Source organism: Microbispora sp. H11081 (assembly GCF_012999535.1).
Lineage (GTDB): Bacteria > Actinomycetota > Actinomycetes > Streptosporangiales > Streptosporangiaceae > Microbispora.
Map to the genome: position 1 here is coordinate 1045481 of NZ_JABBWV010000001.1, position 25360 is coordinate 1070840.

Annotated in this window: 24 protein-coding genes and 1 riboswitch; of the genes, 17 read left to right on the forward strand and 7 right to left on the reverse strand. The window is 70.1% G+C overall.

Annotated elements, in window-relative coordinates:
- The first annotated feature begins 2 nt into the window (after positions 1–2).
- The 8 genes from HHX31_RS04575 to HHX31_RS04610 are packed head-to-tail and all read left to right on the forward strand — an operon-like array spanning position 3 to position 8086.
- Positions 3–944, forward strand: a complete 942-nt coding sequence (locus tag HHX31_RS04575) for an ABC transporter permease (RefSeq protein WP_169945237.1) — start codon at positions 3–5, stop codon at positions 942–944.
- Complete coding sequence (locus HHX31_RS04580; protein WP_169945238.1) at positions 941–1804, forward strand: ABC transporter permease; 864 nt, start codon at positions 941–943, stop codon at positions 1802–1804. Before HHX31_RS04575 ends, HHX31_RS04580 begins: the two co-directional genes overlap by 4 nt.
- Complete coding sequence (locus tag HHX31_RS04585; protein WP_211589194.1) at positions 1801–2817, forward strand: ABC transporter ATP-binding protein; 1017 nt, start codon at positions 1801–1803, stop codon at positions 2815–2817. Before HHX31_RS04580 ends, HHX31_RS04585 begins: the two co-directional genes overlap by 4 nt.
- The gene (locus tag HHX31_RS04590; protein ID WP_169943848.1) at positions 2814–3851 is read left to right on the forward strand and encodes an oligopeptide/dipeptide ABC transporter ATP-binding protein; all 1038 of its coding nucleotides are present in this window, start codon (positions 2814–2816) and stop codon (positions 3849–3851) included. Before HHX31_RS04585 ends, HHX31_RS04590 begins: the two co-directional genes overlap by 4 nt.
- Positions 3848–4798, forward strand: coding sequence for a N(4)-(beta-N-acetylglucosaminyl)-L-asparaginase (locus tag HHX31_RS04595; protein WP_169945239.1), 951 nt, complete (start codon positions 3848–3850; stop codon positions 4796–4798). Before HHX31_RS04590 ends, HHX31_RS04595 begins: the two co-directional genes overlap by 4 nt.
- The gene (locus HHX31_RS04600; RefSeq protein ID WP_169945240.1) at positions 4795–5619 is read left to right on the forward strand and encodes a M55 family metallopeptidase; all 825 of its coding nucleotides are present in this window, start codon (positions 4795–4797) and stop codon (positions 5617–5619) included. The genes HHX31_RS04595 and HHX31_RS04600 overlap by 4 nt, the downstream gene beginning before the upstream one ends.
- 11 nt (positions 5620–5630) lie before the next feature.
- Complete coding sequence (locus HHX31_RS04605; RefSeq protein ID WP_211589195.1) at positions 5631–6872, forward strand: methylaspartate ammonia-lyase; 1242 nt, start codon at positions 5631–5633, stop codon at positions 6870–6872.
- The gene (locus tag HHX31_RS04610) at positions 6872–8086 is read left to right on the forward strand and encodes a CaiB/BaiF CoA-transferase family protein (protein WP_211589196.1); all 1215 of its coding nucleotides are present in this window, start codon (positions 6872–6874) and stop codon (positions 8084–8086) included. The genes HHX31_RS04605 and HHX31_RS04610 overlap by 1 nt, the downstream gene beginning before the upstream one ends.
- Before the next feature lie 87 nt (positions 8087–8173).
- Here HHX31_RS04610 and HHX31_RS04615 read toward each other — a convergent pair whose 3' ends face one another.
- Positions 8174–8743, reverse strand: a complete 570-nt coding sequence (locus HHX31_RS04615) for an Lrp/AsnC family transcriptional regulator (RefSeq protein ID WP_169945243.1) — start codon at positions 8741–8743, stop codon at positions 8174–8176.
- 244 nt (positions 8744–8987) lie between these two features.
- Here HHX31_RS04615 and HHX31_RS04620 point away from each other — a divergent pair, with 244 nt between their 5' ends.
- Genes HHX31_RS04620 through HHX31_RS04660 form a run of 9 tightly spaced genes read left to right on the forward strand, consistent with a single transcriptional unit; the run spans position 8988 to position 17982 of the window.
- Positions 8988–9701 carry a creatininase family protein gene (locus tag HHX31_RS04620; protein ID WP_169945244.1) on the forward strand — a complete coding sequence of 238 codons (714 nt, stop codon included), beginning with the start codon at positions 8988–8990 and terminating at the stop codon, positions 9699–9701.
- Positions 9698–10396: an SDR family NAD(P)-dependent oxidoreductase gene (locus HHX31_RS04625; RefSeq protein ID WP_211589197.1), complete on the forward strand. Its 699-nt coding sequence runs from the start codon at positions 9698–9700 to the stop codon at positions 10394–10396. The genes HHX31_RS04620 and HHX31_RS04625 overlap by 4 nt, the downstream gene beginning before the upstream one ends.
- Positions 10383–11759: a dipeptidase gene (locus HHX31_RS04630; protein WP_211589198.1), complete on the forward strand. Its 1377-nt coding sequence runs from the start codon at positions 10383–10385 to the stop codon at positions 11757–11759. Before HHX31_RS04625 ends, HHX31_RS04630 begins: the two co-directional genes overlap by 14 nt.
- Complete coding sequence (locus HHX31_RS04635; RefSeq protein ID WP_169945247.1) at positions 11756–12949, forward strand: dipeptidase; 1194 nt, start codon at positions 11756–11758, stop codon at positions 12947–12949. The genes HHX31_RS04630 and HHX31_RS04635 overlap by 4 nt, the downstream gene beginning before the upstream one ends.
- 39 nt (positions 12950–12988) lie before the next feature.
- The gene (locus HHX31_RS04640) at positions 12989–14701 is read left to right on the forward strand and encodes a DUF885 family protein (RefSeq protein ID WP_169945249.1); all 1713 of its coding nucleotides are present in this window, start codon (positions 12989–12991) and stop codon (positions 14699–14701) included.
- Positions 14702–14737: 36 nt separating this feature from the next.
- Positions 14738–15595 (forward strand): alpha/beta fold hydrolase, encoded by an 858-nt coding sequence (locus tag HHX31_RS04645; protein ID WP_169945250.1) that lies wholly within the window; start codon positions 14738–14740, stop codon positions 15593–15595.
- Complete coding sequence (locus HHX31_RS04650) at positions 15592–16512, forward strand: succinylglutamate desuccinylase/aspartoacylase family protein (RefSeq protein WP_169945252.1); 921 nt, start codon at positions 15592–15594, stop codon at positions 16510–16512. Before HHX31_RS04645 ends, HHX31_RS04650 begins: the two co-directional genes overlap by 4 nt.
- Positions 16513–16564: 52 nt before the next feature.
- Complete coding sequence (locus HHX31_RS04655) at positions 16565–17149, forward strand: MaoC family dehydratase (protein WP_311931496.1); 585 nt, start codon at positions 16565–16567, stop codon at positions 17147–17149.
- Positions 17146–17982: a CoA ester lyase gene (locus HHX31_RS04660; protein ID WP_169945254.1), complete on the forward strand. Its 837-nt coding sequence runs from the start codon at positions 17146–17148 to the stop codon at positions 17980–17982. Before HHX31_RS04655 ends, HHX31_RS04660 begins: the two co-directional genes overlap by 4 nt.
- Positions 17983–18055: 73 nt before the next feature.
- Here the strand turns inward: HHX31_RS04660 and HHX31_RS04665 are convergent, their stop codons facing one another.
- The 6 genes from HHX31_RS04665 to HHX31_RS04690 all read right to left on the reverse strand — a co-directional run bounded on the left by HHX31_RS04665 (position 18056) and on the right by HHX31_RS04690 (position 25081).
- On the reverse strand, positions 18056–19438 hold the full coding sequence (locus tag HHX31_RS04665) for a hypothetical protein (RefSeq protein WP_169945256.1): 1383 nt from the start codon (positions 19436–19438) through the stop codon (positions 18056–18058).
- 150 nt (positions 19439–19588) lie between these two features.
- Entirely contained in the window at positions 19589–19933 is a 345-nt protein-coding gene (locus tag HHX31_RS04670; protein ID WP_169945258.1) for a hypothetical protein, read from the reverse strand.
- Positions 19934–20274: 341 nt separating this feature from the next.
- Entirely contained in the window at positions 20275–21969 is a 1695-nt protein-coding gene (locus HHX31_RS04675) for a hypothetical protein (protein WP_169945260.1), read from the reverse strand.
- A 53-nt stretch (positions 21970–22022) separates the two neighbouring features.
- The gene (locus tag HHX31_RS04680; protein ID WP_169945262.1) at positions 22023–22472 is read right to left on the reverse strand and encodes a hypothetical protein; all 450 of its coding nucleotides are present in this window, start codon (positions 22470–22472) and stop codon (positions 22023–22025) included.
- Between the two features lie 27 nt (positions 22473–22499).
- Positions 22500–23756 carry a hypothetical protein gene (locus HHX31_RS04685; RefSeq protein ID WP_169945264.1) on the reverse strand — a complete coding sequence of 419 codons (1257 nt, stop codon included), beginning with the start codon at positions 23754–23756 and terminating at the stop codon, positions 22500–22502.
- Positions 23757–23884: 128 nt separating this feature from the next.
- Positions 23885–25081, reverse strand: a complete 1197-nt coding sequence (locus tag HHX31_RS04690; RefSeq protein WP_169945265.1) for a hypothetical protein — start codon at positions 25079–25081, stop codon at positions 23885–23887.
- A gap of 48 nt (positions 25082–25129) precedes the next feature.
- Positions 25130–25238: riboswitch (SAM riboswitch) on the reverse strand.
- Between the last annotated feature and the right edge of the window lie 122 nt (positions 25239–25360).

The window sequence follows — 25360 nt, forward strand, 5'->3', positions numbered from 1 at the left end:
CGATGCGATATCTCGTCTACGTCCTGAAACGGGTGGTGTCGCTGATCCCGGTGCTGCTCGGGATCTCGTTCATCGTCTTCTTCCTGATCCGGCTGATCCCGGGAGACCCGGCGGCGACCCTGCTCGGCGTGCACGCCACCCCGGAGGCGATCAAGGAACTGCGCGACCAGATGGGGCTCGAGAAGCCGCTGCTGAGCCAGTATCTGACGTTCCTCGGCCACCTGCTGCAGGGCAACCTCGGATACTCCTACGTGTACAGCAGTTCGGTCCTGGAACTGATCACGACCAGCCTGCCGGTGACGATCTGGCTGCTGGTCTCGGGCACCTTCTTCACGCTGCTGATCGCCGTACCGCTGGCCGTCCTGGCCGCGGCGCGGCGCAACGGGGTCGCCGACAACATCATCCGGGCGGTGCCGGTCGTGGGCCTGGGCTTGCCGGCGTTCCTGCTGGGCATCGTGCTCATCCTGGTCTTCGGGCTGAAACTGGGCTGGTTCCCGGTCGGGGGGTACGGCCTCAGCCTGGCCGAGCACCTGCGCGGCATCGTGCTGCCGGGCGTCACGGTCGCGCTGACACTCGCGCCGATCGTGATCCGCAGCCTACGCGCCAGCATGATCGAGGTGCTGAGCAGCGACTACATCGTGACGGCGCACAGCAAGGGGATCAGCACCGCGCGGGTGGTGCTCGGACACGCCCTGCGCAACGCCGCCGTGTCGTCCGTCACCGTCCTGGGCGTCAACATCGCCTATCTCACGGGATCGACGCTGGTGGTCGAACGGGTCTTCTCGCTCCCCGGCATCGGACAGCAGATGATCAATTCGATTTTCGGAAGGGACTTCCCCACCGTGCAGGGAATCACTCTGGTCTTCGCGATCATGGTCGTCGTCGTGAACCTGTTGACCGACGTGGCGCACTCCGCCCTCGATCCCCGGGTCCAGCTCACATGAGCGCGATTGCCACCGCGGCCCCCGCCGTGCCGGCGGGTTCCGGCCGCCGCCGCCGGCGCGGACGGTGGAACGCGCCGCTCGTCGCCGGGCTGATCCTGTTCGGCCTGATCGTCGCCCTCGCGCTCTGCGCGCCCCTGCTGACGAGCCAGGACCCGATCAAGCAGAACCTCCAGGACGCCTTCCTCGACCCCGGCGCGAAGGGCCACCTGCTCGGCACCGACGCGCTCGGGCGCGACGTGCTGGCCCGGCTGCTCTACGGAGCCCGGGTCGACCTGCGGGTCGGCGTGGTGGCGGTCATCTCGCCGCTGATCATCGGCAGCCTGGTCGGGCTGGTCGCGGGCTGGTTCGGCGGATGGGTGGACGCCGTCATCGGCCGGATCGTGGACATGGTGATCGCGTTCCCGTTCCTGGTCCTGGTCATCGCGCTGGTCTTCGCGATGGGGCCGGGGACGACCAGCATCTACGTCGCGGTCACCCTGGTCGGGTGGGTGGCGTACTGCCGCATCGTCCGCGGTCAGGTCCTGGTCGCCAAGGAGCAGGAGTACGCCATGGCGGCGCGGGCCAGCGGCCTGCCGACGTGGCGGATCCTGCTCCGGCACCTGCTGCCGAACGTCGTCCTGCAGGCGGTCATCTTCTCGATGAGCGACATCGTGCTCACCCTGCTGGCGATCGTGACCCTCGGCTTCCTCGGCCTCGGCGTGCCGCCGCCGACCCCCGACTGGGGAACCATGATCCAGGAAGGCCAGCAGTTCATCTTGACCAAGTGGTACATGGCCACGATCCCCGGCCTGGCCGTCGTCATAACGGGACTCGCGCTGGCGCTGATCGCGGACGGCATCGTGGAGAAGGCGAACCAATGACCCCTCCGCTGCTCGAGGTGCACGACCTGCACGTCGACATCCCCATGCCGCACGCGCGGCTGCACGCGGTCCGCGGCGTGTCCCTCACGGTGGGCGCGGCCGAGTCGGTGGGGCTGGTCGGCGAGTCGGGCTCGGGCAAGAGCCTCACCCTGCGCGCCCTGCTCGGACTGCTGCCCCGCCCGGCGCGGATCGTCTCGGGCACCATCCTCATCGACGGCGAGGACGTCACCGGGCTGCCGGCCAAGCGGCTGCGGCGCCGGCTGGCCGACACGATGAGCATGATCTTCCAGGACTCGCTGACGGCGCTGAACCCGGTCATGCGGGTGGGCGACCAGATCGCCGAGGCGCCGCTGCGCAGGCTCGGCAAGTCGCGCGGCGAGGCCAGGGCGATCGCCGTCGACCTCATGAGAGAGGTCGGGATAGCCGATCCCGAGCGCCGGTACGAGCTGTATCCGCACCAGTTGTCCGGCGGGATGCGCCAGCGTGTCTGCATCGCGATCGCGCTGTCCACCAAGCCCAGGCTCATCCTCGCCGACGAGCCGACCACGGCCCTGGACGTGACGATCCAGGCCCAGGTCCTCGGTGTCCTGCGGCAGCTCAAGCAGGAGGAGCACGTCGGCCTGCTGCTGGTCAGCCACGACCTGGCCGTGGTCAGCCAGACCTGCTCGCGGCTGTACGTCATGTACGCAGGCAAGGTCGTCGAGTCCGGCGACCTGGTCGACCTGGTGAGCGAGCCCCGGCATCCGTACACCTTCTCGCTGCTCCGGTCGGTGCCCGACCCGGACCGGCGCGTGGCCCGGCTGCTGACCATCCACGGCCGGCCGCCCGACCTCACCCAGCCGCTGACCGGCTGCTCCTTCGCCCCCCGATGCCCGTTCGCCGAGGAGGCCTGCCGAGAGGGGGAGCCGGAACTGGTGCCGGCCGGAACGGGGAGACGGAGCGCCTGCCGGCGCGTGGACACGGCGGAGCGGTGGAGTGCGATGGCCGAGGAAGAAGCGGGGAGCGCGCGGTGACGGCGGCTGACGAGATTCTCTCGATCGAGGGCCTGGCCAGGCACTTCAGCCCTCCCGTGTCGGTGACCGACCGGCTCTTCGGGAAGAGGCCGGTGGTGAACCGCGCCGTCGACGGCGTGGACCTCGTGCTGCGCAAGGGGGAGACGCTGGGCCTCGTCGGCGAGTCGGGCTGCGGCAAGTCGACCCTCGCGCGCACCATCGTCGGCCTCTACCGCCCCACGGCGGGCACGATCACCTACGAGGGCGAGGTCCTGCCGGAGAGACGCACCCGGGCACAGCAGCGCGCGATCCAGATGGTCTTCCAGGACCCCTACAGCTCGCTGAACCCGCGGATGACGGTCGGGCAGATGCTCTCGGAGCTGCTCCGGTTCCACAAGCTGGTCCCGCGCAACAAGGTGGACGCGCGCAACCGCGAGCTGATGCACCTGGTCGGCCTGCCGGAAAGCGCCCTGGGCCAGCGGCCGCGGCAGTTCTCGGGCGGCCAGCGGCAGCGCGTCGGCATCGCGCGGGCGCTGGCGCTGGAGCCGGCCGTGCTGGTGGCGGACGAACCGGTGTCCGCTCTCGACGTGTCGGTCCAGGCCACCATCATCAACCTGCTGGCCGACCTCAAGGAGACGCTCCACCTGTCGGTCATCTTCGTCTCGCACAACATGGCGGTCGTGCGGCAGATCTGCGAACGCACCGCCGTGATGTACCGGGGCCGCATCGTCGAGACCGGGGCCACTCCCACACTGTTCGACGACCCGGCGCATCCGTACACCAGGCTGCTCATCGGCTCGGTCCCCCGCCTGGTCGGCGCGCGGGGCCCGGTGGAGGCGGAGGCGGAGCGGACCGGCGACCTCGGTCCCGTGCGGGAGGAGGTCGCGCGGTCCGCGGCGCGCGACGGGACCCACCCCTGCCGTTTCGCGGACCGGTGCCCGTCCGTCGTCGCCGCGTGCGCCGCCGAGCCGCCGCTGCTCGCCGATCCCCGCGACGCACACAGGCACGCCGCCTGCGTGCACATTTCCCACCACCCTGAAGGAGTGATCGCGTGAGCGGTCCGATCGTCATCGGCAGCGAGCGGAGCGAGGCCGGCCTGCCCGCCGCCATGGAGACGCTCGCCCGCGGCGGCTCCGCCCTGGACGCGGTCGAGGCCGGTCTGCGCAGGTGCGAGGACAACCTGGACGACCACTACGTGGGTACGGGCGGGCTGCCGAACGCCCAGGGTGTGGTGGAGCTCGACGCGTCGTTGATGGTCGGCTCGACGAGGGCCTTCGGCGCGGTCGGCGCGGTGAAGGGATTCCCCAACCCCGTCTCCATCGCCCGGGCCGTCCTGGAGCGGCTGCCCCAGCACAGCCTCCTCGTCGGCGAGGGCGCCGAGCTGTTCGCCGAGGAGAACGGGTTCGCCCGCGCGGATCTGCTGACCGAGGAGTCCAAGAAGCTGTTCCTGTCGGCACTCCAGCCCTCGGACGAGTCCGTCGAAGGCGAGCGGACCGCGGCGCAGGCCGGCGACGAGCTGTACCGCAGGACCGCGCTCGAACTCGTCGGCCGCTTCGCCCCGCACGACGGGCCCTGGGGGACCATCAACATCATCGCCCTCGACGCCTCCGGTGAGCTGGTCGTGGGCGTGTCCACCAGCGGCTACCCCTGGAAGTATCCGGGGCGCATCGGGGACTCCGCCGTTCCCGGCGCGGGAAACTACGCCGACGCGCGGTACGGAGGCGCCGCCTGCACGGGCCGGGGAGAGCTGAGCATGCGGGTCCTCGGCGCCCGGGGCATCGTCGCGGACATCGCGCGCGGGCTCGATCCCTCGGCGGCGTGCCTGGCGATGCTCGCCGACGCGGCCACCCTGCCCGACGAGTTCCGCGCCGAGCTGCGCTGTCTCGCCCTCACGCCGGACGGCCGGCACGGCGCGGCGGCGGGACAGGCCGGCTCGTACTACGCGGTGATGACCGAGAGCTCGACCGGACCGGAGTCCCACCCGAGGAGCGTGCTGTCGTGAAGATCTTCATCTCCTCCGACATGGAGGGGACCGCCGGCGTGGTGGACTGGGACCAGTGCGTCATCGGCGGGTCGCAGTACCCGTACTACACCGAGCTGCTGACGGGGGAGATCAACGCCGCCATCGAGGGCGCGATGCGGGCGGGCGCCACGGAGTTCCTGGTGAACGACGCGCACTCGAAGATGGCGACCCTGAAACCGGACGCCCTCGCCGGACGTGCCGGCTATCTGTCCGGCCGGTACAAGCCGATGTACATGATGCAGGGGCTCGACCCGAGCTTCGACGCGATCTTCCTGGTCTCCTATCACGGATCGATGGGCAGCAGGGGCTCGGTCCTGTCGCACACCTACTTCCCTTCGGCGTTCGCCGAGGTGCAGATCAACGGCGTCGTCGCCGGTGAGGCGGGCATCAACGCGCTCGTGGCGGCGGCGTACCAGGTGCCGATCGTGCTGGTCACCGGCGACGCGACGACCGCCGAGGAGACCGAGCGGTTCTGCCCGGGGATCAAGGCCGCGGTCGTGAAGCGGTCGGTGTCGCGGTTCTCCGCCGAGGCGCTGCACCCGGAGGCCGCGAGGGACCTGATCCGCGAGCGGGCACGCGAGGCCGTCGAGCACCTGCCGGGCGCGGCGCCGCCGTCCATCGGCCTCCCGGTCACGCTCGGCATGTCCTTCCGCAGCAGCGACTACTGCGAGCTGGCCGCCAGGATCGCCGGAGTCGAGCGGACCGGGGACCTGTCGGCGGTCATCGTCGGAGACGACCCGCTGTGGATCTATCAGACGTTCATCACGGTCGTGCTGCTGTGCCGGGGGCTGGTCGAATGAGGATAGTCAGCGTGCTCACGCAGCCGGTGCGCACCGGCTTCTTCGCCGACGACCAGGCGGCGATCAGGGCCGGTGCGGAGCACGACGGCTTCGCGTACGCGGGCGTTCCGATCACGCCCGGGTTCTCCGCCATCCGGCAGGCGGGCGAGGCGCTGTCGGTCATGCTGCTCCTCGAAGACGGCTCCGTGGCTCACGGCGACTGCGCGGCGGTGCAGTACAGCGGCGCCGGTGGACGCGACCCGCTCTTCAGCGCCGCGGCGGCCCGCCGGGACGTCGAGGAGCACCTCGTCCCGATGCTGACCGGCGCGGAGCTCGGCTCGTTCCGCGAGCTGGCCGGGCGGGTGGACGCATGCCGCACACCCTCCGGTCCGCTGCACACGGCCATCAGGTACGGCGTGACGCAGGCGGTGCTCGACGCCGTCGCGCGGAGCAGGCGGCTCACCATGGCCGAGGTCGTGCGCGACGAGTACGCGACCGGCGTCGATCTGGCACCGGTGCCGATGTTCGCGCAGACCGGCGACGACCGGTACGCCAACGCGGAGAAGATGATCCTGAAACAGGTGGACGTCCTCCCGCACGCCCTGATCAACAACGTCGACACCAAGCTGGGCCGGCGTGGCGAACTCCTCGAGGACTACCTGCGGTGGCTGGTGAAGAGGATCGGGGAGCTGCGCCCGGACAACGCGTACACGCCCAGGTTGCACGTCGACACCTACGGCACCGTGGGCCTCGCCTTCGACGGCGACGTCGACGCGGTCGCCGTCTACCTCGCCCGTCTCGGGGAGATCGCGGCCCCGTACGAGCTGGTGGTCGAGCACCCCGTCGACGCCGGGAGCCGGGAGGCCCAGATCGAGACGTACGTCCGGCTGCGGTCCGCCCTGCGGCGGATGGACGCCCGGGTGAAGATCGCCGTCGACGAGTGGTGCAACACCCTTGAGGACATCGAGATGTTCGTCGACCGGGGCGCGGCCGACGTGATCCACGTCAAGACACCGGACCTCGGCGGCATCGGCAACACGATCGAGGCGCTGCTGCTGGTGCGCGACCGCGGACTCGTCGCGTACTGCGGTGGCACGTGCAACGAGACGGACCGCTCGGCGCAGGTCACCGCCAACGTCGCCATGGCCTGCGGCGCGGGACAGGTGCTGGCCAAGCCAGGAATGGGAGTGGACGAGGGACTGATGATCGTGGGAAACGAGATGGCACGGGTGGCGGCGATCGCCGCGGCACGCCGGGAGCTGGTCCTGCCGTGATGCCGCTGGAGGATGTCAGGATCATCGCCATCGAGCAGTACGGCGCGGGGCCGTTCGGGAGCGTGCATCTGGCGGACCTGGGAGCCGAGGTCATCAAGATCGAGGACCCGTCGACCGGCGGTGACATCGGGAGGTACGTCGTTCCCGAGCAGCACGGCGAGGACAGCCTGTTCTTCGAGACGTTCAACCGCAACAAGCGCAGCCTCAGCCTCGACATCTCCACGCCCGAGGGCCGCGCCGTGTTCGAGGACCTGGTCAAGGTCAGCGACGTGGTGCACTCGAACCTGCGGGGGGACGTCCCGGCCAAGCTGAGGATCCGCTACGACGACCTCAAGCACCTCAACCCGGCGATCGTGTGCAGTTCGCTCAGCGGGTTCGGCATGACCGGGCCGCGCAGCGCCGAACCAGGGTACGACTACGTGCTGCAGGGCATGGCCGGCTGGATGGACCTCACCGGCGAGCCCGGCGGACCGCCCACCAAGTCCGGGCTGTCGCTCGTGGACTACTCGGGCGGGCTGGTGGCGGCGGCGTCGATCCTGGCCGCGCTGCACGCCGCGCGGCGCGACGGCGTCGGCGCCGACTGCGACGTCAGCCTGTTCGACACCGCGATCTCGATGCTGACCTACCCGGCCGCCTGGCAGCTCAACGGCGACTTCGAGCCCAGGCGCACCCACCACTCCGCCCATCCGTCGCTGGTGCCCTTCCAGGCGTTCCCGACGGGAGACGGCTGGCTGGTGGTCGCCTGCCCGAAGGAGAAGTTCTTCCGCAGGCTCGCCGGGGTCCTCGGACATCCGGAGTGGCCGGACGACCCCCGATACAGGGACTTCGCCGCCCGGCGGGAGAACGCCGAGGCTCTGCTGGCCGAGATCGAGGCGGTGTTCGCCACCGGCACGAGCGAGCACTGGCTGGGCCTGCTGCGGTCGGCCGGGGTGCCGTGCGGGCCGGTGAACACCGTGGCCCAGGCTCTGCGGGATCCGCACACCGTCGCCAGGGACATGGTCGTCGAGACAGAACATCCCTATTTCGGGACCGTGCGGCAGGTCGCGAGCCCGCTGAGGGTGGGGTCGGAGAAACGCCCCCACACGCGTGCTCCCCGGCGCGACGAGGACGCCGGCTACGTCCTCGGCGAGGTGCTCGGGTACGACGCGGAACGAATCGATCGGCTGCGCGCCGCCGCCGACAGCCGGTCGCGGCGCCAGGGTCTGCCAGGATGACCACGCCGCCACGAGGTCCGTGACCCGCCCCCGAAACGCTTCAGGCGCACGGACCTCGCACGATCCCCGGTGAGCTGGCCGGACCGCTCAGACCGGCTCACCGGACGGGGCCGAGAGCAACTCGGCCACCAGATTCTTCGGCTCTATCTCCACCAGGCTCAGCGCGGTCTCGGTGCGCTGCACGCCCTCGATCTGCCAGATGCAGTCCATGAGCAACTGCCGCAGGTGCTGGTGATCACGCACCCGGAGGCGGGCGAGCATGTCCATGGCGCCGGTGACGATGTCGAGCGCCTCCAGTTCCGGGATCAGGGCGAGCTTCTCGACGAGGTCCCGCTGCTGGTAGCCCTGGACGGCCGTGATGATCAGGTACACCGTCATCGGATAGCCCGCGGCGCTCCAGTCCAGGCGCACGCCGTACCCCTGGATCACGCCGAGACGTTCCAGACGCGCGATGCGTTCTCCGACCGCGGGGGCGGACATCCCGAGCTCACGGGCGAGCGCCCGCTGCGAGCGCCTCGAGTCCTGGCTGAGCAGGACGAGTATCTGCCGGTCGATGTCGTCCAGCGGCGCCGGTGGCGCCTGGACGGGCACGTCGGCGAGAGCACGCAGGGGGGCGGTCGAGGTATGCGAAGCAGAGGAACGGCGGCGAGGGGGCATGGCGGGAAGGCTACCCCGCCGGGGGCAGGGAAAGGGCCCTGCCGCCGAAGTCGCCCGTATGACAGGTGCCACATCTCGCTGCGCGGCCGACACTGCGGCGACAGGTGATCCCGATGCGTTTGCAGTCACCCACTGGTGTTTACGGGTCAAATGGTTAGTATGAGACGCGACTTCCCTTACAGTTGACCACTCTCAAGGTCGACATTGATTTCACTTCGCATCATCGAACGGAGTGTGAGGACCGGTGCGGGTCTTCGACAGCAACTGGATGCAGATCGCCGACTACCTCCGGCGCGACGATCGCATCGTGCTCCCGGTCGGGTCGACCGAGCAGCACGGGTATCTCTCGCTCGGGACTGACGCCTTACTGGCCGAGCGTGTGTCGGTGGAGGCGGCGGAGCCGCTCGGCGTGCCGGTCCTGCCGGTCCTGCCGTTCGGCATGGCGCCGTACTTCGTGGACTACCCGGGCAGCATGAGCCTGCGCATGAGCACCTACATCGAGGTGATCCGCGACCTGCTGGACTGCCTGGCCTCCCAGGGGTTCCGGCGGATCGCGGTGATCAACGGCCATGGCGGCAACGCTCCCGTCGCCGGCCTCATCCGCGAATGGGTGTGCCTGCCGCGCGACGAACGGGTGGAGGTGCTGTTCCACAGCTGGTACAACGCGCCGAAGACGGCGGAGGCCGCGTCCAGGTTCGACGACGACCAGTTCCACGGCTCCTGGCTGGAGAACTTCGCGTGGACCAGGGTCGACGGCGTCGAAATCCCCGGCGGCAGCGCGCCGGTCCTGCCGAGGTCGCTGGTGGAGAACGCGACCGCGCGCGAGATGAGGGAGCTGTCCCCGGACGGCAGCCTGGGCGGGGCCTACCAGCGCAGCGACGAGGACATGCGAATCGTGTGGGACGCCGGCGTGGCCGAGGTCCGCGAACTGCTCGAGAAGGGATGGCTCGACCAGTGACGGCCTCCAGGGACAGAGTCGCCGTCGTCACCGGCACGGCACACGGAATCGGGGCGGCCATCGCCGCCGCGCTCGAGGCGGACGGGGCCCGGGTGCACGGCGTCGACAAGGACACGGTGGACGTGACCGACTCGTCCGCGGTCGACGCCTTCTTCGCCGAGATCGGCGACGTCGACATCCTGGTCAACAACGCCGGCGGGGTGGTCGGCCAGGTCCACCAGCCGCTGGAGGAGATCAGCGACGAGGACTGGTCGGCCGTCGTCGCGGCCAACCTGACCAGCACCTTCCTGTGCACCAGGGCGGTGGTGCCGGCCATGAAGCGGCGCGGCTTCGGCCGCATCGTGAACATCTCGTCGGGCGCGGGCCGCAGCGTCAGCCTGACCGGCATCCAGGCCTACGCCAGCGCGAAGGCCGGGCAGATCGGCTTCACCCGTCAGATGGCTCATGAGCTGGGACGGTTCGGCATCACGGTCAACTGCATCGCGCCGGGGTTCGTCCTGTCCAATCCCACGACCGTCAAGCAGTGGGAGAGCTACGGCGAGGAGGGGCAGGCCGCGCTCGTCGAAGGCATCGCCGTACGCCGGCTCGGCCGGCCAGAGGACATCGCGCACGGCGTCCGTTTCTTCGTCTCGGAATCCTCATCCTGGATCACCGGTCAGACCCTCTCGATTGATGGTGGACATGCTCTCTTTTGATTCGACCGACGCCGCCTACCTCGACGAGCTCGCCGACTACGTCGCGGTGCCGAGCGTGAGCCGGGACGCCACCCCGGAGACCATGCGGACCGCGGCCCGATGGCTCGCGGCCCAGTTGTCCTTCGCCGGCGGACGGGTCGTCGAAACGGCGGGTCACCCCGTCGTCCGGGGCGAGTGGCTCGGGGCGCCCGGCGCTCCCACCATCCTGGTCTACGGCCACTACGACGTGCAGCCCACCGGCGATCTCGCCGAGTGGCGTACCCCGCCGTTCGAGCTGAGAGTCGACGGCGACGTGATCCGCGGGCGCGGGGTCACCGACGACAAGGGCCCGGTCTTCATCGTGCTCAAGGTGGCGCAGGCGTTCATCGAGCAGGAAGGCGCGCTGCCGCTGAACGTCAAGTTCCTCTTCGAGGGGGAGGAGGAGATCGGCAGCCCCCACCTTCCCGCATACCTGCGCGAGCACGCGGACGAACTCGCGGCCGACCTGGTCATCTCGGCCGACGGGGCGATGTGGCGGCCGAGCGAGCCCTCGCTGTCCGTCGCGTCCAAGGGCCTGGTGACGCTCGACATCGAGGTCTCCGGCGCCGCCACCGACCTGCACTCCGGGCGTTACGGTGGCACCGTCGCCAACCCCGTGCACGCCCTGAGCGAGATCCTGGCCGGCCTGCACGCGCCCGACGGCCGGGTCGCGGTCGACGGCTTCTACGACGGGATCCCCGAGCTGAGCGACGAGCGCCGCGCCGCCATCGCGGCGGTGCCGTTCGACGAGGACCGCTACCGCGACGACCTGGGTCTCGACGGCCTCTTCGGCGAGGCGGGCTACAGCACGCTGGAGCGGCTGTGGGAGCGTCCCACCCTCGAGATCAACGGCGTACTGGCCGGAGGCAAGTACACGGTGATCCCGCACGTCGCGACCGCCCACATCTCCTGCCGTCTCGTGCCTGGCCAGCGCCCGGAACGGGTGCTCCAGGCGATCACCGACCATGTGCTCGCCCAGAAGATCCCCGGGGTGCGCGTCGTCGTCCGCCCCGACGAGGGCGGGGTGCCCGCGTACACGATCCCCGCCGACCACCCGGCGATCCGCGCCGCCACCGAGGCGCTCGCGCACGTCTACCCGGGCCAGGACGTCCTGCTGGCCGTCATCGCGGGGACGCTGCCCGCGACGGCCCTGTTCGAGGAGGTCCTCGGCGCGAAGACCCTGTTCTTCTCCTTCTCCACCGCCGACGAGAACCTGCACGCGCCGAACGAGTTCATGCGGATCTCCCGGCTGCGCGAGGGGATGCGCGCCTGGGAGCGGCTGTGGCGGCTGCTCGCCGACGGGCCGCACCGGCTGGCGCCGGTTCGCGGGGACGGCACGCGGTGACCGCGGGCGCCTACGAGTCGTACGGCTACCTCACGCCCGGCGTCGACTTCCCGGCCATCGACCTGGCCCCCGAGTTCGGCCGCGTGCCGCCGTACGCCGGGGACCTGAGCGAGCGGGAGCGGGAACGGGCAGAGCGGCTGCTGCGGGACAACGTCGTGGTCAGCCTGCACGACCATCCCGTCCGGTTCCCCGCGGACATGCGGCGGACGCCGGAGTACAACAGGACAGGACGCCAGCACACCGCGTTCGCCGGGCTCCTCGCGTCGGGCATGACCGTGGTGTTCGACAACATGATGGACGGCACCGCCTGCGTCACCGGCAACGCCCCGTGGCGCTGGCTCGACATCATCACCGACCTAGGCATGCGCCAGGCCGACATCGCCCACCAGTCCGACGTGATCGTGATCAGGACGATGGACGACATCGAGCACGCGCACCGGTCGGGCAAGGTGGGGCTGCTCTTCGGCCTGGAGGCGGCGACGCCGATCGAGAACGAGATCGACCGGCTCGACGTCCTGTACGGCCTCGGCCTCCGGCAGATCGGCATCGCCTACTCCGATTCCAACGCCCTCGGCAGCGGCCTGAACGAGACCACCGACGGCGGGCTGACCGACTTCGGCAGGCGCGCGGTCGCCAGGATGAACAGGCTCGGCCTGGCCATCGACATCTCGCACTCCTCCGACCGGACCGGCCTGGACGTCTGCGCCGTGAGCGAGCGCCCGGTGTTCATGACCCACGCGGGAGCGCGTGCGGTCTGGGACACGCCGCGGATGAAGCCGGACGACGTCCTGCGCGCGGTCGCCGAGACCGGCGGAGTCATCGGGATGTCGGCGGCGCCCCACACGACGTTGTCGAAGGCCCATCCCCGGCACACCATCCTGTCGGTGATGGACCACTTCCGGTACTGCCTGGACTTGGTCGGCATCGAGCACGTCGCGTTCGGGCCCGACACCCTCTACGGCGACCACGTCGGCCTGCACACCGTCTTCGGGCACCTGCTCAAGGTGGGCGCCGCGGCGCCCGGCGGCCCCTCCTTCGAGAAGGTGGAGTACGTCGACGGGCTGGAGAACCCGACAGAGAACTTCCACAACATCTGCGGCCTGCTCGTGCGGGAGGGGTTCTCCGACAGCGAGATCACGGCCGTGCTCGGCGGCAACATCCTCCGGGCGCTCGAGCGGATCTGGGCCTAGCGCCACTCCCGCACCCCCCGCCAACAGGAAAGAGGACCAGTGGTTCCTGACGACCAGCCCCCGGCGAACGATCGGCTCGCCCGGCTCAGCGACGAGTTCTTCCAGGTGAAGCACACGGCCGACCCCTTCAGCGCCACGCTGCTCGGCGTCTCGGGCTTCGACGGACTGGTGCCCGACCCCAGCCGCTCCGGCTCCGCCGCCGACGCCGCGAAGATCGCGGACATCGAGCGGCGGCTGGCGGAGATCGACCCCGGTGGCCTGAACCCGGCCGACCGGATCAACCACGCGGTGCTCGGCCGCCTCGCCTGGGGCGTGCGGTCCGATCTGGAGCACGGGCTGTGGGAGACGGGGGCGTCCGCCGACGGCTACTCCTCGCCGCAGGCGATGATGTTCATGTCGGTCCCGGCCGCGCCCCTTTCCGACGCGGCGGCCGTCGACCAGTACCTCCGGCGGCTGACCGCCCTGCCCGCGTTCGTCGACGCGATCCTCGATCGCTACCGGGCGGCCAAGCGGGACGGGCGGATACCCACCCGGGTCGGCGTCGGCCAGGCCATCGACCAGCTCACCGGGCACCTGTCGCTGAGCCTGGCCGACGACACCCTGCTCGGCCTCCGGCTGCCGGCCGGCGTCGACGAGGGGAGCGTCAGGGCGCGCGCGTCCCGCATCGTCGAGGAGTCGGTCCGTCCCGCGCTCCGGCGCCTGCTCGCCGGCCTCCGGGACGAGTTGCTGCCCGTGGCCCGGTCCGACGAGTGGGTGGGCGTCCGCTTCGTCCCCGGTGGCGAGGAGGGCTACCGGGCCGCGGTGCGGCGCCACACCACAACGGACCTGTCTCCGGAGGAGATCCATCAGATAGGCCTCGACTGCCTCGCGGAGCTGAGACATGAATGGGCCGAGCTGGGCGGCCGGGTGCTCGGCACGAGCGACGTGGACGAGATCCTGGCTCGGCTGCGGGACGATCCCTCGTTGCGGTTCGGCTCGGCCGCCGAGATCGTCGACGTGGTGACCGACGCGCTGCGCCGCGCCGAGGAGGCCCGCGACGACTGGTTCCCCGCGTACGACATCGCCGACTGCGTCATCGAGGAGATCAACCCGATCGAGGCGGGCAACGCCGCGCTCGCCCACTACCGGCCGCCGGCGGGCGACGGGTCCAGGCCCGGCGCCCACTGCGTCCTCACGACCGATCCGAAGGAACGGTTCGTGTACGAGTACGAGGCGCTGGCCTTCCACGAGAGCACGCCCGGCCACCACCTGCAGATCGCCTCCGCGCAGACGTTGACGGACCTTCCTGCGTACCGGCGTTTCCTGGACGCCGAGGTGTGCGGCTACGTCGAGGGCTGGGGCCTGTACAGCGAACGGCTGGCCGACGAGATGGGGCTTTACACCTCGGACATCGCCCGGCTGGGGATGCTCTCGTTCGACGCGCTGCGCGCCTGCCGTCTGGTGGTGGACACGGGCATGCACCACTTCGGCTGGTCGCGGCGGCAGGCCATGGAATTCATGTGGGAGAACACCGCGACGACGCGGGCCAACGTCCGCAACGAGATCGACCGCTACATCGCATGGCCAGGGCAGGCGCTGGCGTACATGATCGGCCGTCGCGAGATCCGCCGCCTGCGGGCCGTGGCCGAGGCCCGGCTCGGATCCCGGTTCGACATCCGCGCCTTCCACGGGACGGTGCTCGGCAACGGCGCCGTCCCCTTGGGTGTGCTCGACCAGATCGTGGCCGCCTGGATCGACTCCGCGGCGTCCTGAGCCAGGGCGCCCGCGTTTCCTCAGCAAGGAGTGCACATGTTCGTAGAGATCAATGGTGCGCGGCTCAACGTCGAGGTCCTCGGCGAGGAGGGCGCCCCCGTGCTGATCGCCCATCACGGCGGCGGGGGCATCGGCTCGCTGGCGGAGCCGAAGGCGACCTTCGGCCCGCTGTCCGACCTGTTCCGCGTCGTGGTGTTCGACGCGCGCGGCTGCGGCCTGAGCGAGGGCGTCCCGCCCTACTCGCACGCCCAGTGGGCCGCCGACGTCGACGCGCTGCGCGAGTGGGCCGGCGCCGAGACGATCGTGGTCGCGGGCGGCTCCTACGGCGGGTTCATCGCCATGGAGTACGCGATCGCCTACCCGGACCGGGTGCGGGCGATGATCCTGCGGGACACCTCACCGGACCGGACCAACCTGGAACTCGCCCACGAGAACGCGCGCAAGCAGACCCGCGTGGAGCTCGACTGGGAGAACTACGAGCGCTACTGGAGCGGCAACATCCGCGACGACGCCGACCTGAAGGCCCGCTGGGCCGAACTGATCCCGCTGTACGACCACGAGTACGACCCCGCGAAGGCGGCCGCGCGGGTCGAGGCCGGCATCTACCGCCACGAGGCGCACAACTGGTGCTTCCAGCAGAACGCGCCGATCTACGACGTGAAGCCGCAGCTTCCGTCCGTGACCTGCCCCACCCTCGTCACCGTGGGCCGCCACGACTGGGTTACCCCCGTGTCGTCGTCGGAGACGATCGCCTCCCTCATCCCGGACTCCACGCTGGTCGTCTTCGAGAAGTCCGGGCACTCCCCGCAGATCGAGGAGGCGGATCTGTTCCAGCGGACGATGCGCGACTTCCTCGCCGAGGCGCTGCCGGACCTCGGGACGGCGGCGCGATGATCGAGCGGCGCACCCTCCGCGTCCCCGGCCTCGGCCCGGACGGGCTCGACATCCCGTACTTCGACATCCGGGGTCGCGGCGACGGGCCGCGGCTCACCGTGCTGTCCGGCGTGCACGGCGCCGAGTACGCCTCGATCGCGGCCGTCCGCGAGTTCGTGCGGAACATCGACGACGCCGCCGTCTCCGGGCGGATCGTCGTCGTCCCCGTGGTGAACGTGCCGGGATTCTGGGCCAGGACGCCGTTCGTCGTCCCGGTGGACGGCGAGAACCTGAACCGCAGCTTTCCCGGCGACCCTCACGGCTCGTTCACGGAGGTGCTCGCGCACCACGTCTTCACCGAGTTCATCCTCGGCTCCGACTACCTCGTCGACATGCACGCCGGCGACCTGCCCGAGTCGCTCGAACCGTTCACGATCTTCGAGGAGTCCCCGGTCGAGGCGGCCTCGCTGGATCTCGCCCTGGCGTACGGCGCCGGGCACGTCGTCAGGCAGGCCGCGCAGGCGCGAACCGTGGCGGGCAGCACGTGCGCGGCCGCGGCGGACGCCGGCATCCCGGCAGTCGTCGCGGAGTCAGGCCAGAACGGCCTGCTCGACCGGGCGGCGATCGACCGGCACCTGGCCGGGCTGACCAACATCGCCAGAACCGTCGGGGTGCTGGACGGTGAGCCGTGGCCGGTGCGCGAGGTCCGCGTGCACGAGGGGTGGCACTGGCTGCGCACGGACCGGGCGGGCTGGTGGGAGCCCGCCGTGACGGTGGGGGAGCCCGTGCCGGCCGACGGGCTGCTGGGCACGGTGAGCGACGTGTGGGGCGAGGTGTTCGCCGAGGTGCGGGCGCCCGAGGCGGGCACACCGTTGTTCCTGACGAGCAGCCCGGCGGTCTCGGCAGGCGGTCTGCTGCTGGGCCTGGCCCGCCACTGATCCCGCCAGGGGCGGCACCTACGTACAGACACCATCGACAAGGAGACCCCACGTGGACGAGAACGCAACCGCCTCCCCGGCGCCCCGAACCCCTTCGGTGAGCTGGGAGGGCCGTTACCTGGAGGACTTCGTCGCTGGCGACGTCTACCGGCACCCGCTGGGCCGCACGGTGACAGACGTGGACAACTCGTGGCTCACCCTGCTGACCCAGAACACGGCGGCCATCCACTTCGACCGGCACTACGCGGAGCGGACGCAGTGGGGCAGGCCGCTGGTCGACTCGACCTTCACCCTGGCCCTGGTCACCGGGCAGAGCGTGCACGACGTGTCCATGAACGTCATGGCGAACCTGGGCTGGGACCGGGTGCGCCTGCCCAATCCCGTCTTCGAGGGCGACACCATCTACTCCCAGTCGGAAGTGCTCTCGGTGCGCGAGTCGAAGTCCCGTTCCGACGTGGGCGTGGTGGAGGTGCGCACCATCGGGTTCAACCAGGACGGCGTGATCGTGATCAGCTTCGAGCGCACCCTTCTGGTCTACCGGCGGGGCCATGGTCCCGCCCGCGCCGCCGTCGAACCCCGGTGGGACGAGAGGTCTCTGAGGGCCGCCGGTCTCGACCCGCGTCCCGGCACACCGTGACCGAGCCGTACGGGACGACGGCGCGGACCCTGCTCTTCGTGCCGGGGACCCGTCCCGACCGCTTCGCGAAGGCCGCCGCCACCGGCGCGGACGCGATCATCATCGATCTCGAGGACGCCGTCGCCCCGCGGGACAAGGCCTACGCGCGGGCGGCCGCGGCCGGCCACGTCTCCGTCCACCCGGCACTGGTCAGGGTCAACGGGATCGGCACGCCGTGGCACGATGACGACCTGGCGGCGCTCGCCGGGGCCGAAGGGCTGGCCGGGGTCGTCCTCGCCAAGACCGAGGCGGCGGAGCACGTCGCGGCGGTGGCCGCCGTGCTCGGCCCGCGGGTGCCGGTCTTCGCGTTGCTCGAATCCGCCCGGGGCGTACGGGACGCGGATCTCATCGCACAGGCGCCGGGCGTGGCGCGGCTGCTGTTCGGAAACCTCGACTTCTGCCTCGACATGGGCATTCCCTCGCGGGGCGGCGACGAGCAGGGGTTGTTGTTCGCGCGCAGCAAGGTCGTCCTCGCGGCGAGGGCCGCCGGGTTGCCAGGGCCCGTCGACGGGGTCGAGCCCGAGATCGACGACGACGCGGCGACCCTGGGGGCCGCCCGCCGGGCGGTGGCCCTGGGGTTCACCGGCAAGCTGTGTCTGCACCCGCGTCAGGTCGCCCTCGTCCGCAGCGCGTTCGCGCCCTCTGACGCGGAGCTGGATTGGGCCCGGCGAGTGCTCGACGCGACGGCCGCAACCGCGGGCGCCGCCGTACGGGTCGACGGAGAGATGATCGACAGACCTCGTCTGGAGCTCGCCCGGCGCATCGTCGGCTCCGTGGAGGAGAAGCCGGTGTGAAGCGGCCGGCCCGTGTCTCGTGGGGCATCGCGGGGGTGACTCGGATCGCTTATGTGTCGTTGCCGGGTTTCGATCATCCGCTCACTTGGCGATGGGGAACGCGGTATTCGGCGACCGGTCTCCCCTCGCCCGGGTAGACCATCACCAGGAGATGCTGGGGAGTCCACGCCTTCCAGTCGGGGCTCCGGTAGTGCACCCGGATTCGGTAGTGACCCTTTCCTCGGAACGCGAGGTTCGGCACGTCGGTCAACCCGGATATGGGGTCCATCAGTTCGATGTGGCCGGTGGAGCTGTCGTAGCCGACCTCCACGACGTGGTCCCACCCTTTCAACTCCAGAGGGGGCCGGCGACGGTAGGTCTCCAGGGTCAGGCAGATGTCGTAGTCCGAGTGGCTGAGGATGATCACGTGTCCTGGGCCGGCGGCCACCAGCCCGTTCTTCTGGGCCTTGTCCAGCAGACCGTCTTCCCACGGACCCTCCGCGGTGTCCCCGGCGTACTCGAAGGACTCCAGCACGCCGTAGTCGGTGAAGGTGCGGTCGAGGGTCACCCGTACCGGTGTGATCCGCGGACGGTGCCGGGAGGAGTCGCACACCTTCTGGTTCCTGGTCTCCTCGGCCTGGAACTCGGCCTCATCGGCGTCGATGCTCGCCTGCACGCGGGTGGCGGCGGGAGGACAGATGGGCGCGATGGCGTAGGCGTCTTCGAGGCGCCCGGTGTAGGCGCGGCACGCGGCCTGTCCGTACGCCAGGAGGTCCCGGTCGGAGACGCCGGCGAAGGCTCCGCCCTGCCGCGACTGGCAGAGGAAGGCGCGTTCGCCGGTGAGGACCCGGGTGCCGTCGCCGGTGGGGCAGTGGTCGAGCGGGCCGATGGGGCCGTTCCTGAGGTCGGCGGCGGGCAGCAGCGCGAGCAGACCCAGCGCCGCCAGGATCACCGTGCCACGGCGGAACGGGCGGGAGGTGATCAGTCTGCGGACGCGGTGCCGGGGAGTTCGTACGGCCGCCAGCATGCACAGTGCGGCCAGCATGGGCGCGATGCCGCCCTGCACGAACAACACGACTCCCTCGGGTCCGCCCCACACGCCGAGGCAACTCCGGTCGACGCCGATGTCGACGGCGAGCGCGAGTGGGGCCGTGCTGAAGGCGATCAGCAGCAGTGCCGCCAGGACTCGCGAGACGACGCGGCCGATCCGCGGACGCCGGAGCCGGGTGGAGATCACACGGGCGAGGAACGCGACGACCACCGCGGGCAGGCCGCCGTACCAGACCAGCGGTGTCCAGGTGTGCAGCACCGACAGCGGTAGGGACGCCTCCATGTAGGCGTCCCACCCCGGGCACATGGCGGGGTAGTGGAACCCGCCGAAAAAGACGGAGAAGTTCCTCATCGAGAGGAGGTAGCCGGCCTCGGCCGCCGATGCCACCAGGGCGGCGGCCCACCACCAACGTGATCTCCACGACACGAGCCGACACCGTACCGGTGCCTACCGACAGAAAACCACCAGCAGGCCGGGGCTTGTCTCTGGAGCTTTTGACCCGCCCCGGCGGCCGGCGACTTATCGGCTACCCGTCCTGCGGGATCAGGCGCACGGGTTCTCGTTCATCCCTGATGCTCAGCGCCGGTAGCGAAGGACGGGAACGATGTCGTCGAAGGCCGTAGCGTCACCCGCGCGCCAGGCCTTGGCCCCGTTTGCCAACCGTGCCTTGTCGGTGGTCCGGATGCCCCGCAGGAGACGCCGGTAGCTCGCCTGGGCGCGGCAAATGCCGCAGCAACAGCAGCGGATCCCGGTCCAGCGGAACTCCCAGGTGCAGCGCGTGCGGGCGGCGGCGAGATCCTCCTTGAGGTTGGCGGGCAGGTCGCAAGCGGACTCGGCGCGGTGGTCGTGGCAGGCCTCACGGGTCAGGTCGCCATGCCAGAGCTGGATGATGAGCGGATCGGTCTTGTCGGTGTGGGACATGTGGTGCAACGCCTCCGGATGCCGGTCGGCGCGCCGTACCCGAAAACGGAGCACGGCTGACGCCGTTGGACGGTGGCATCACGTGGTCTCCGCACGCACATTCCCCTTACCAATCCAGGCTCGCGGTGTTCAGCATGCATCAGCGCACCGACATTGTCGCGGGTCCCCAGACTCCGGCGACGGCCTTGCGTCGCGCGGCGGATGACCTCGCGCGTAGTGCTGGAAGGACTGTCGTCCACGATGCATCGCCCGCCGTTCTGCTTGCGGAGTGAGGAACTCCGGGAACAGGGTCAGTGAGGTGTCGCCGGGGCCGAGCCGGCCCGGGGTGTTGGTCGTTCCTGTCACGGCTGTGGGGGCGCGTACTGGTAGGAACTGATGAGTGCGTCGTCCCTGACGATGGTGAAGCCGAGGTCCTTGAGGGCCTCCTCGATCTCGTCACGCCGCTCCGCCGGGTAGACGAACTCGGGTCCCTCCCACTCCTGTGAGGGCATCGCGTAGTAGCCGTCCTCGACTTCGCCGAACCGGTCCGCCACTTCGCTCGGCATCCAATCATCGGTGTCCAGATCGAGGTCCGCCTCGGGAGGATCGGCATAGTCGGAGGCGCTGGTGTCGAACGCCGGGTGGCCGTCCAGGGTGAACGGTTCGTCGTCATCGGGCAGGACGCGGTCCCACAGTTCGTCCGAGGTCAGATCGTCGAGATCCTCGTCCGGGTGTCGGCTCTCATGAAGCCCGCAGTAGTAGTCGAGGAGGTGGTCTCGGCTCGTGTCGTCGACCTGCGGGCCCCAGCCCGCCGACCGCACCTCACCATAGGTTCTGGCCGCCGCGAGGGCGGCCCGCTCCTTGGCTCCCTGCAGGGCCGTACGCAACGGGATGACAGCGAGCTTGCCTTGAACAGCGACGGAGGTGACGAGGGTGGGGTCATCACCGAGACGGGCGAGCAGCCGGGCCGCCGTCCAGCGGTTCAGGTCCATCTGCCTGAGCTCCTCAGCCTCCGCTACCGCCGGCGGGGGCGGCTGTGGTTCCACCCGCTCTGCCACTACGGCGGGTACGGCGCGGGCGCGGCGGGTGACGTTCCGCCTGGGCTTGAGTAGAACGGCGTCGTCGTCTCCCGCCCACCGGGGGCACAGCAGCAGGGGGCGGACCATTTCCGCAGACGCAACGTCCAGACATCGGGCGGCGACCGCGGTGACCGTCGCCTCCAACCAGGACGGGGTGGCGGCGGCGAGGGAGAGCAGATGCGCCGGCAGCACCAACCGGTACTCGCTCCCGCCATCCCCCGCGATCCAGTGTCCGGGTGCGGGCAGGCCCCGCTGCCTGTTGGTGCGGTTCAGATCGGCGAGGTGAATTCCCTGCTGGTGCGGCGACTCCCGGGCGGTGAGGCTCGGCTTAGCGGTCAGGCTCAGCCCCCAGCCGGTGCTTCTGCCGTAGTCGGCCGCGGCGAGGAGGCTCTCGCCGTTGGGGCCGGTCACCGTCGTCGCGCGCTTCCTGTGCCGGACGGTCCAACCGGGCGGGGATGTCGCCGCGATCGCGTCGCGCAGCAGGTTCAGCGCCGTGACGGCGTCGTCGCGGGAGCCGTGGATGCGGGGGGATCGTCGTACCAGCGGGTGGAGAGCGGACCGGCGCTCGCCGCCGACGAGCGTTACCGCCGTGAATCCGGGCAGGTCCTGCTGAGCGGCGATCGTCTCCCCGTCGTGGACCAGTTCCACGACGCACCCGCTCAGCAGGCGGGTCCCGGCGGTGCCGTAAGCGACGGGCAGGTCGGCGACGAGCGACAGGACCATGGTGTGCGGGTCGTGGACGAGGCGGCCGAGTGAGCGGGGGAGCACGAGTCGCTTGCCGTACAAGCTCCAGATGCCGTCACCGCTGTGGACGCCACGGGCCAGCCGTACCTCGACCCGAAGGTACGAACGATCCGGGCCGCCGGTCAGAGCCAGCCACGTGCCGAGCTCGCCGGCGACGAACCCGGCACCGCTGTCGTCTTCGACGGTCCATTCCGGCTCGATCGCCAGTTCGTCGAGGATCTTTCTCGGAATCATGCCTTCCTCGTTCTGATCAGTTTCGGGCGGCGGTAGGCGGGCTTCCGGCGGAGTCAGGGGTGCCACCGGTTGAGGAAGGCGCCGTCGTCCCCGAGGTGGCCTCGTATCACGGTGAACCCGAGATCGCGCAGCGCCTGCTCGAGCTCGTCCTGTCTGTCGACGGGATAGACGTACTCGGCGGGCCAGTAGTCGATTCCCCAGCCGCCGTCCGGGACGCCGAAGCGTTCGGTGATCTCGACCGGCATCCACTCGTCGGTGGCCAGGTGCAACGGGATACGGCGCTCGTCGCGCTGGTAGGCGTACCACTCCTCCTCGCCGAAGTCCTCCTCCAGGTCATCGGGGGCCGGGGGCGGAGGTTCGGTGAGCAGGCTGTCCTCCCACTCCTTCAACACCATGAACAGGTGCCCGCCGTAGTAACTGTTGTCGACGGTTACGGTGGCGGACGGCCAGATGGTAAGGACTTCAGCTGCGGTACGGCGGGGTGCGCCGGTCAGTTCAGGCATGTGCTCGCGTTCTTGCTACGGCTAGGATCAGTGGTTGAGCAGGGCCCGGATGCGTGCCGTCGTTTCGGACTCTTCGGGGTACGCCTGGAGCAGGGCGTCGAGAAAGCGGAGTCCTTCCTCGCTACGCGGTTCGAACCCGATGTCGGGGGCGTCGAAGTCGTAGTCCCGCTCTTCGTCGGAGCCATCGTCCTCGTCGCGGCCGGTCTCTGAGGAGTCCCCCTGGACACCGAGGAGTGAGTCGAGGATGCGACGGCCGAACTCGAGCCGCTCCAGGTGCTCAGCGGCGAAGGCAGCCAGGTCGCCGCAGGCCAGGGTCAGGGTCCGGTCCCACATCTCCTCCTTGAAGTCGCCCCAGGAGACGTTGAGACCGGGGCGGATCTCCCCGATGGTCTCGTGACCGGACCCACTGGAGTAGCCGCCGCCGTCGTAGCCGTAGCCGATCGACAGGAAGGTGCGGGTCAGCACCGGGGTGGGGAAGCTGTCAGCACGCACCGGGACGAGCGCCCATTCGCCGCCGACTTCCGCGGTGAAGTGGAGGAGGCCGTTGACGCGCAGCCGGAGGGGCACAAGGTTGTCGAAGTAGCTGACAAGCTCTTCTTCCTCACCGTCGAACAAGCCGAGATCGTCCTCGTACGCCAGGTGAATCATCTCGTCACGGTCCGGGGCGGTGCCGAGCCGCACGGCATCGGCCAGCGTGTGAGGGGAATCCGTGGTGATGTCCACCGCCGTGTGCGGGTCCAATGTGAGTAGGCTGGGTACGGCGTCCAGGGCGAGGGTCAGCGGATCGTCACCCGGACCGAGCCGGCCCAGGGAGGTGACGGTCTTGGTGCCGTCTTCCCCGATCCTGACCAGTTCCACGGTCTCGTTCCGGGTGCGCAGGCCGTACTCGCCGCTGCCGGAGACATGGACGGTGAGGAACGACTGCAGTGGCAGAGCGGACACCTGCTGCTTCCCGCTCTCGCCGAACAGCGCCGCGCCCCGATACGTCGCGACGAGCTTCCACTCCTTACCCCACGACGCTTCCATGATGTCCGGGGGCTCGGCGGGCAGCAGACGTGGTGCCGGGCCGCCGTAGTGCCGGCACACGAGCTCCCTCCGGCGGTCTTCTGTCCGGGCGTAGAACGCGAGGCCGTGGCCACGGTTCAGGAGCAGGTCGTAGAACGCGGGCTCGGTGTATCCGTTCGCGGAGGTCTTGAACGTGGTCAGCAGGAACTGTCGTGCGCGCCAGGTGTTGAGGGTCTGTACGGCGGGCCATGGGGTGACCGGAGGACGAGTGCGTGTCATCGCCGTCCTTGCGTGCGAGGGGATCCGGGGTGGTGGTCAGGAGCGGCGGTGATAGGCGCCGCCGACGATGTAGTCGCTGGTGATGCGGGGGAAGTCCAGGATGCCGGGGGTGGCGCGGTCCTCGTCGGTCAGCCGGGACTGCCACAGGGCCGGCGGGTCGGCGTTGCTGCCGCAAACCCGGCCGAGGGCGTCCTCGAAGTGACAGACGGCGTGCGGGTCCCGAGGCCGGGCTCCGTCGTTGTGCGGCTCCGCCGGGCGATCGCGTCGGCTTCGTCATCCCCGGGCCATTCCGGGGCGACCAGCACCCGTACGTTCTCGGCACGGTAGCGGAACCCGGCGTGGAACTGCTCGGCGGCCTGCCAGGCGAGCTGTTCCACAAACAGAGCAGCGACCTGCGGCGGAGCCGCGGCGAGCAGCGCGGCGGGGACGAACAACCGGTGCACGGCGTTGTCCCGGCCGCCGACGGTCCAGCACCCGGGAGCCACGCCACCACGGGTTGCGGCGTCCCGGTTGAGCGTAACCAGGGTGTGCGAATCGATGGCGAAAGCGGGGATGTCCGGCACCAGGCCATCGGCGATCATGCCCTTCCGCTTTGCCTCGGGCAGGAACGACGCACCGATCATGATTCCCCACCCCAGCTTGGGGTTCTCCACTGAGTTGACCGTCAACACCGTGCCGTAGCCGTGCCACAGCTCGATCCAGTCCACGGGAGCGGCAAACCATCGGGGCGCGGGATCTTCGGCAAGCCGTTCGGTCAGGCGCTCCCGCACCAGCTTGGCCACCGCCCGCACCGGCGCGGGATCGGCGCCCGCACGGCGAGCCTCGTTGAGGCCGTCCAGCAACGGGTGGGCCACGGTACGGCGCCGCCCGCGCAAGAGCGTCAGCGCCTTCCCGGCGCGCAGGTCCTTCTGTGGAATGGAGCGGTGCGCGGCGATCTCGGCGCGGCAGGCCAGCAGGGCGACGAACTCCGCGTACAGCCCGACCAACTCGGGTTCGCCCGGGACGGGAAGGTCGGCGACGAGGGCGACCACGCCGGAGGCCGGGTCGTGGACCCAGCGCCCGCCGAGGGAACCGAACAACGGCAGGTTGTTGAGGCGGTCGCAGAACTTCCAGGTGTGCGAGTCATCAGGGACATGCCTGGCCAGGCGCGCCTCCACACGCAGCACGGACGCCCAATCGTCGCCCTCTCCGACGGCCAGCAGGACGCCCATCTCACCGGTGACGAAACCGAGCAGGCAATCGTCCTGGACAGTCCACTCGGGCTCGATGCCGAGGATGCCTGCGATGCGCTGGGGCAGGTCGGTGATGATGCCGCTCTCGGGCATGACGGTGTTCCTCCGGAGTGATGGACCCCGGTAGTGCTGAACCCCGGTGATCCGCCGTTCTTCACGCACCCCGCGTGAAGCAGGTCGTCACCCGGGGCACCCGCGGCGAGCGGGATGCCGTCCAGTGAGCCGGGGCTTGTCACTGGAACTCATGACCCACTCCGAAGGCTAATAGTGAATCGACGTATATGTCAATAGCTCTGTGTGTCGAGTACACAAAGTTGCTCGAAGGTAGGACCGCCGCCTGATCGGATTGCGCCTGGGGATGAAGACCGCCAC

Bases quoted from the DNA above. Each gene is read 5' to 3' on its own strand.
- HHX31_RS04690 (WP_169945265.1), bottom strand. From the start codon at position 25,081: ATGCCCGAGAGCGGCATCATCACCGACCTGCCCCAGCGCATCGCAGGC.
- HHX31_RS04610 (WP_211589196.1), top strand. From the start codon at position 6,872: ATGCCGCTGGAGGATGTCAGGATCATCGCCATCGAGCAGTACGGCGCG.
- HHX31_RS04650 (WP_169945252.1), top strand. From the start codon at position 15,592: ATGATCGAGCGGCGCACCCTCCGCGTCCCCGGCCTCGGCCCGGACGGG.
- HHX31_RS04685 (WP_169945264.1), bottom strand. From the start codon at position 23,756: ATGACACGCACTCGTCCTCCGGTCACCCCATGGCCCGCCGTACAGACC.
- HHX31_RS04580 (WP_169945238.1), top strand. From the start codon at position 941: ATGAGCGCGATTGCCACCGCGGCCCCCGCCGTGCCGGCGGGTTCCGGC.
- HHX31_RS04615 (WP_169945243.1), bottom strand. From the start codon at position 8,743: ATGCCCCCTCGCCGCCGTTCCTCTGCTTCGCATACCTCGACCGCCCCC.
- HHX31_RS04645 (WP_169945250.1), top strand. From the start codon at position 14,738: ATGTTCGTAGAGATCAATGGTGCGCGGCTCAACGTCGAGGTCCTCGGC.
- HHX31_RS04680 (WP_169945262.1), bottom strand. From the start codon at position 22,472: ATGCCTGAACTGACCGGCGCACCCCGCCGTACCGCAGCTGAAGTCCTT.
- HHX31_RS04630 (WP_211589198.1), top strand. From the start codon at position 10,383: ATGCTCTCTTTTGATTCGACCGACGCCGCCTACCTCGACGAGCTCGCC.
- HHX31_RS04575 (WP_169945237.1), top strand. From the start codon at position 3: ATGCGATATCTCGTCTACGTCCTGAAACGGGTGGTGTCGCTGATCCCG.
- HHX31_RS04675 (WP_169945260.1), bottom strand. From the start codon at position 21,969: ATGATTCCGAGAAAGATCCTCGACGAACTGGCGATCGAGCCGGAATGG.
- HHX31_RS04670 (WP_169945258.1), bottom strand. From the start codon at position 19,933: ATGTCCCACACCGACAAGACCGATCCGCTCATCATCCAGCTCTGGCAT.
- HHX31_RS04585 (WP_211589194.1), top strand. From the start codon at position 1,801: ATGACCCCTCCGCTGCTCGAGGTGCACGACCTGCACGTCGACATCCCC.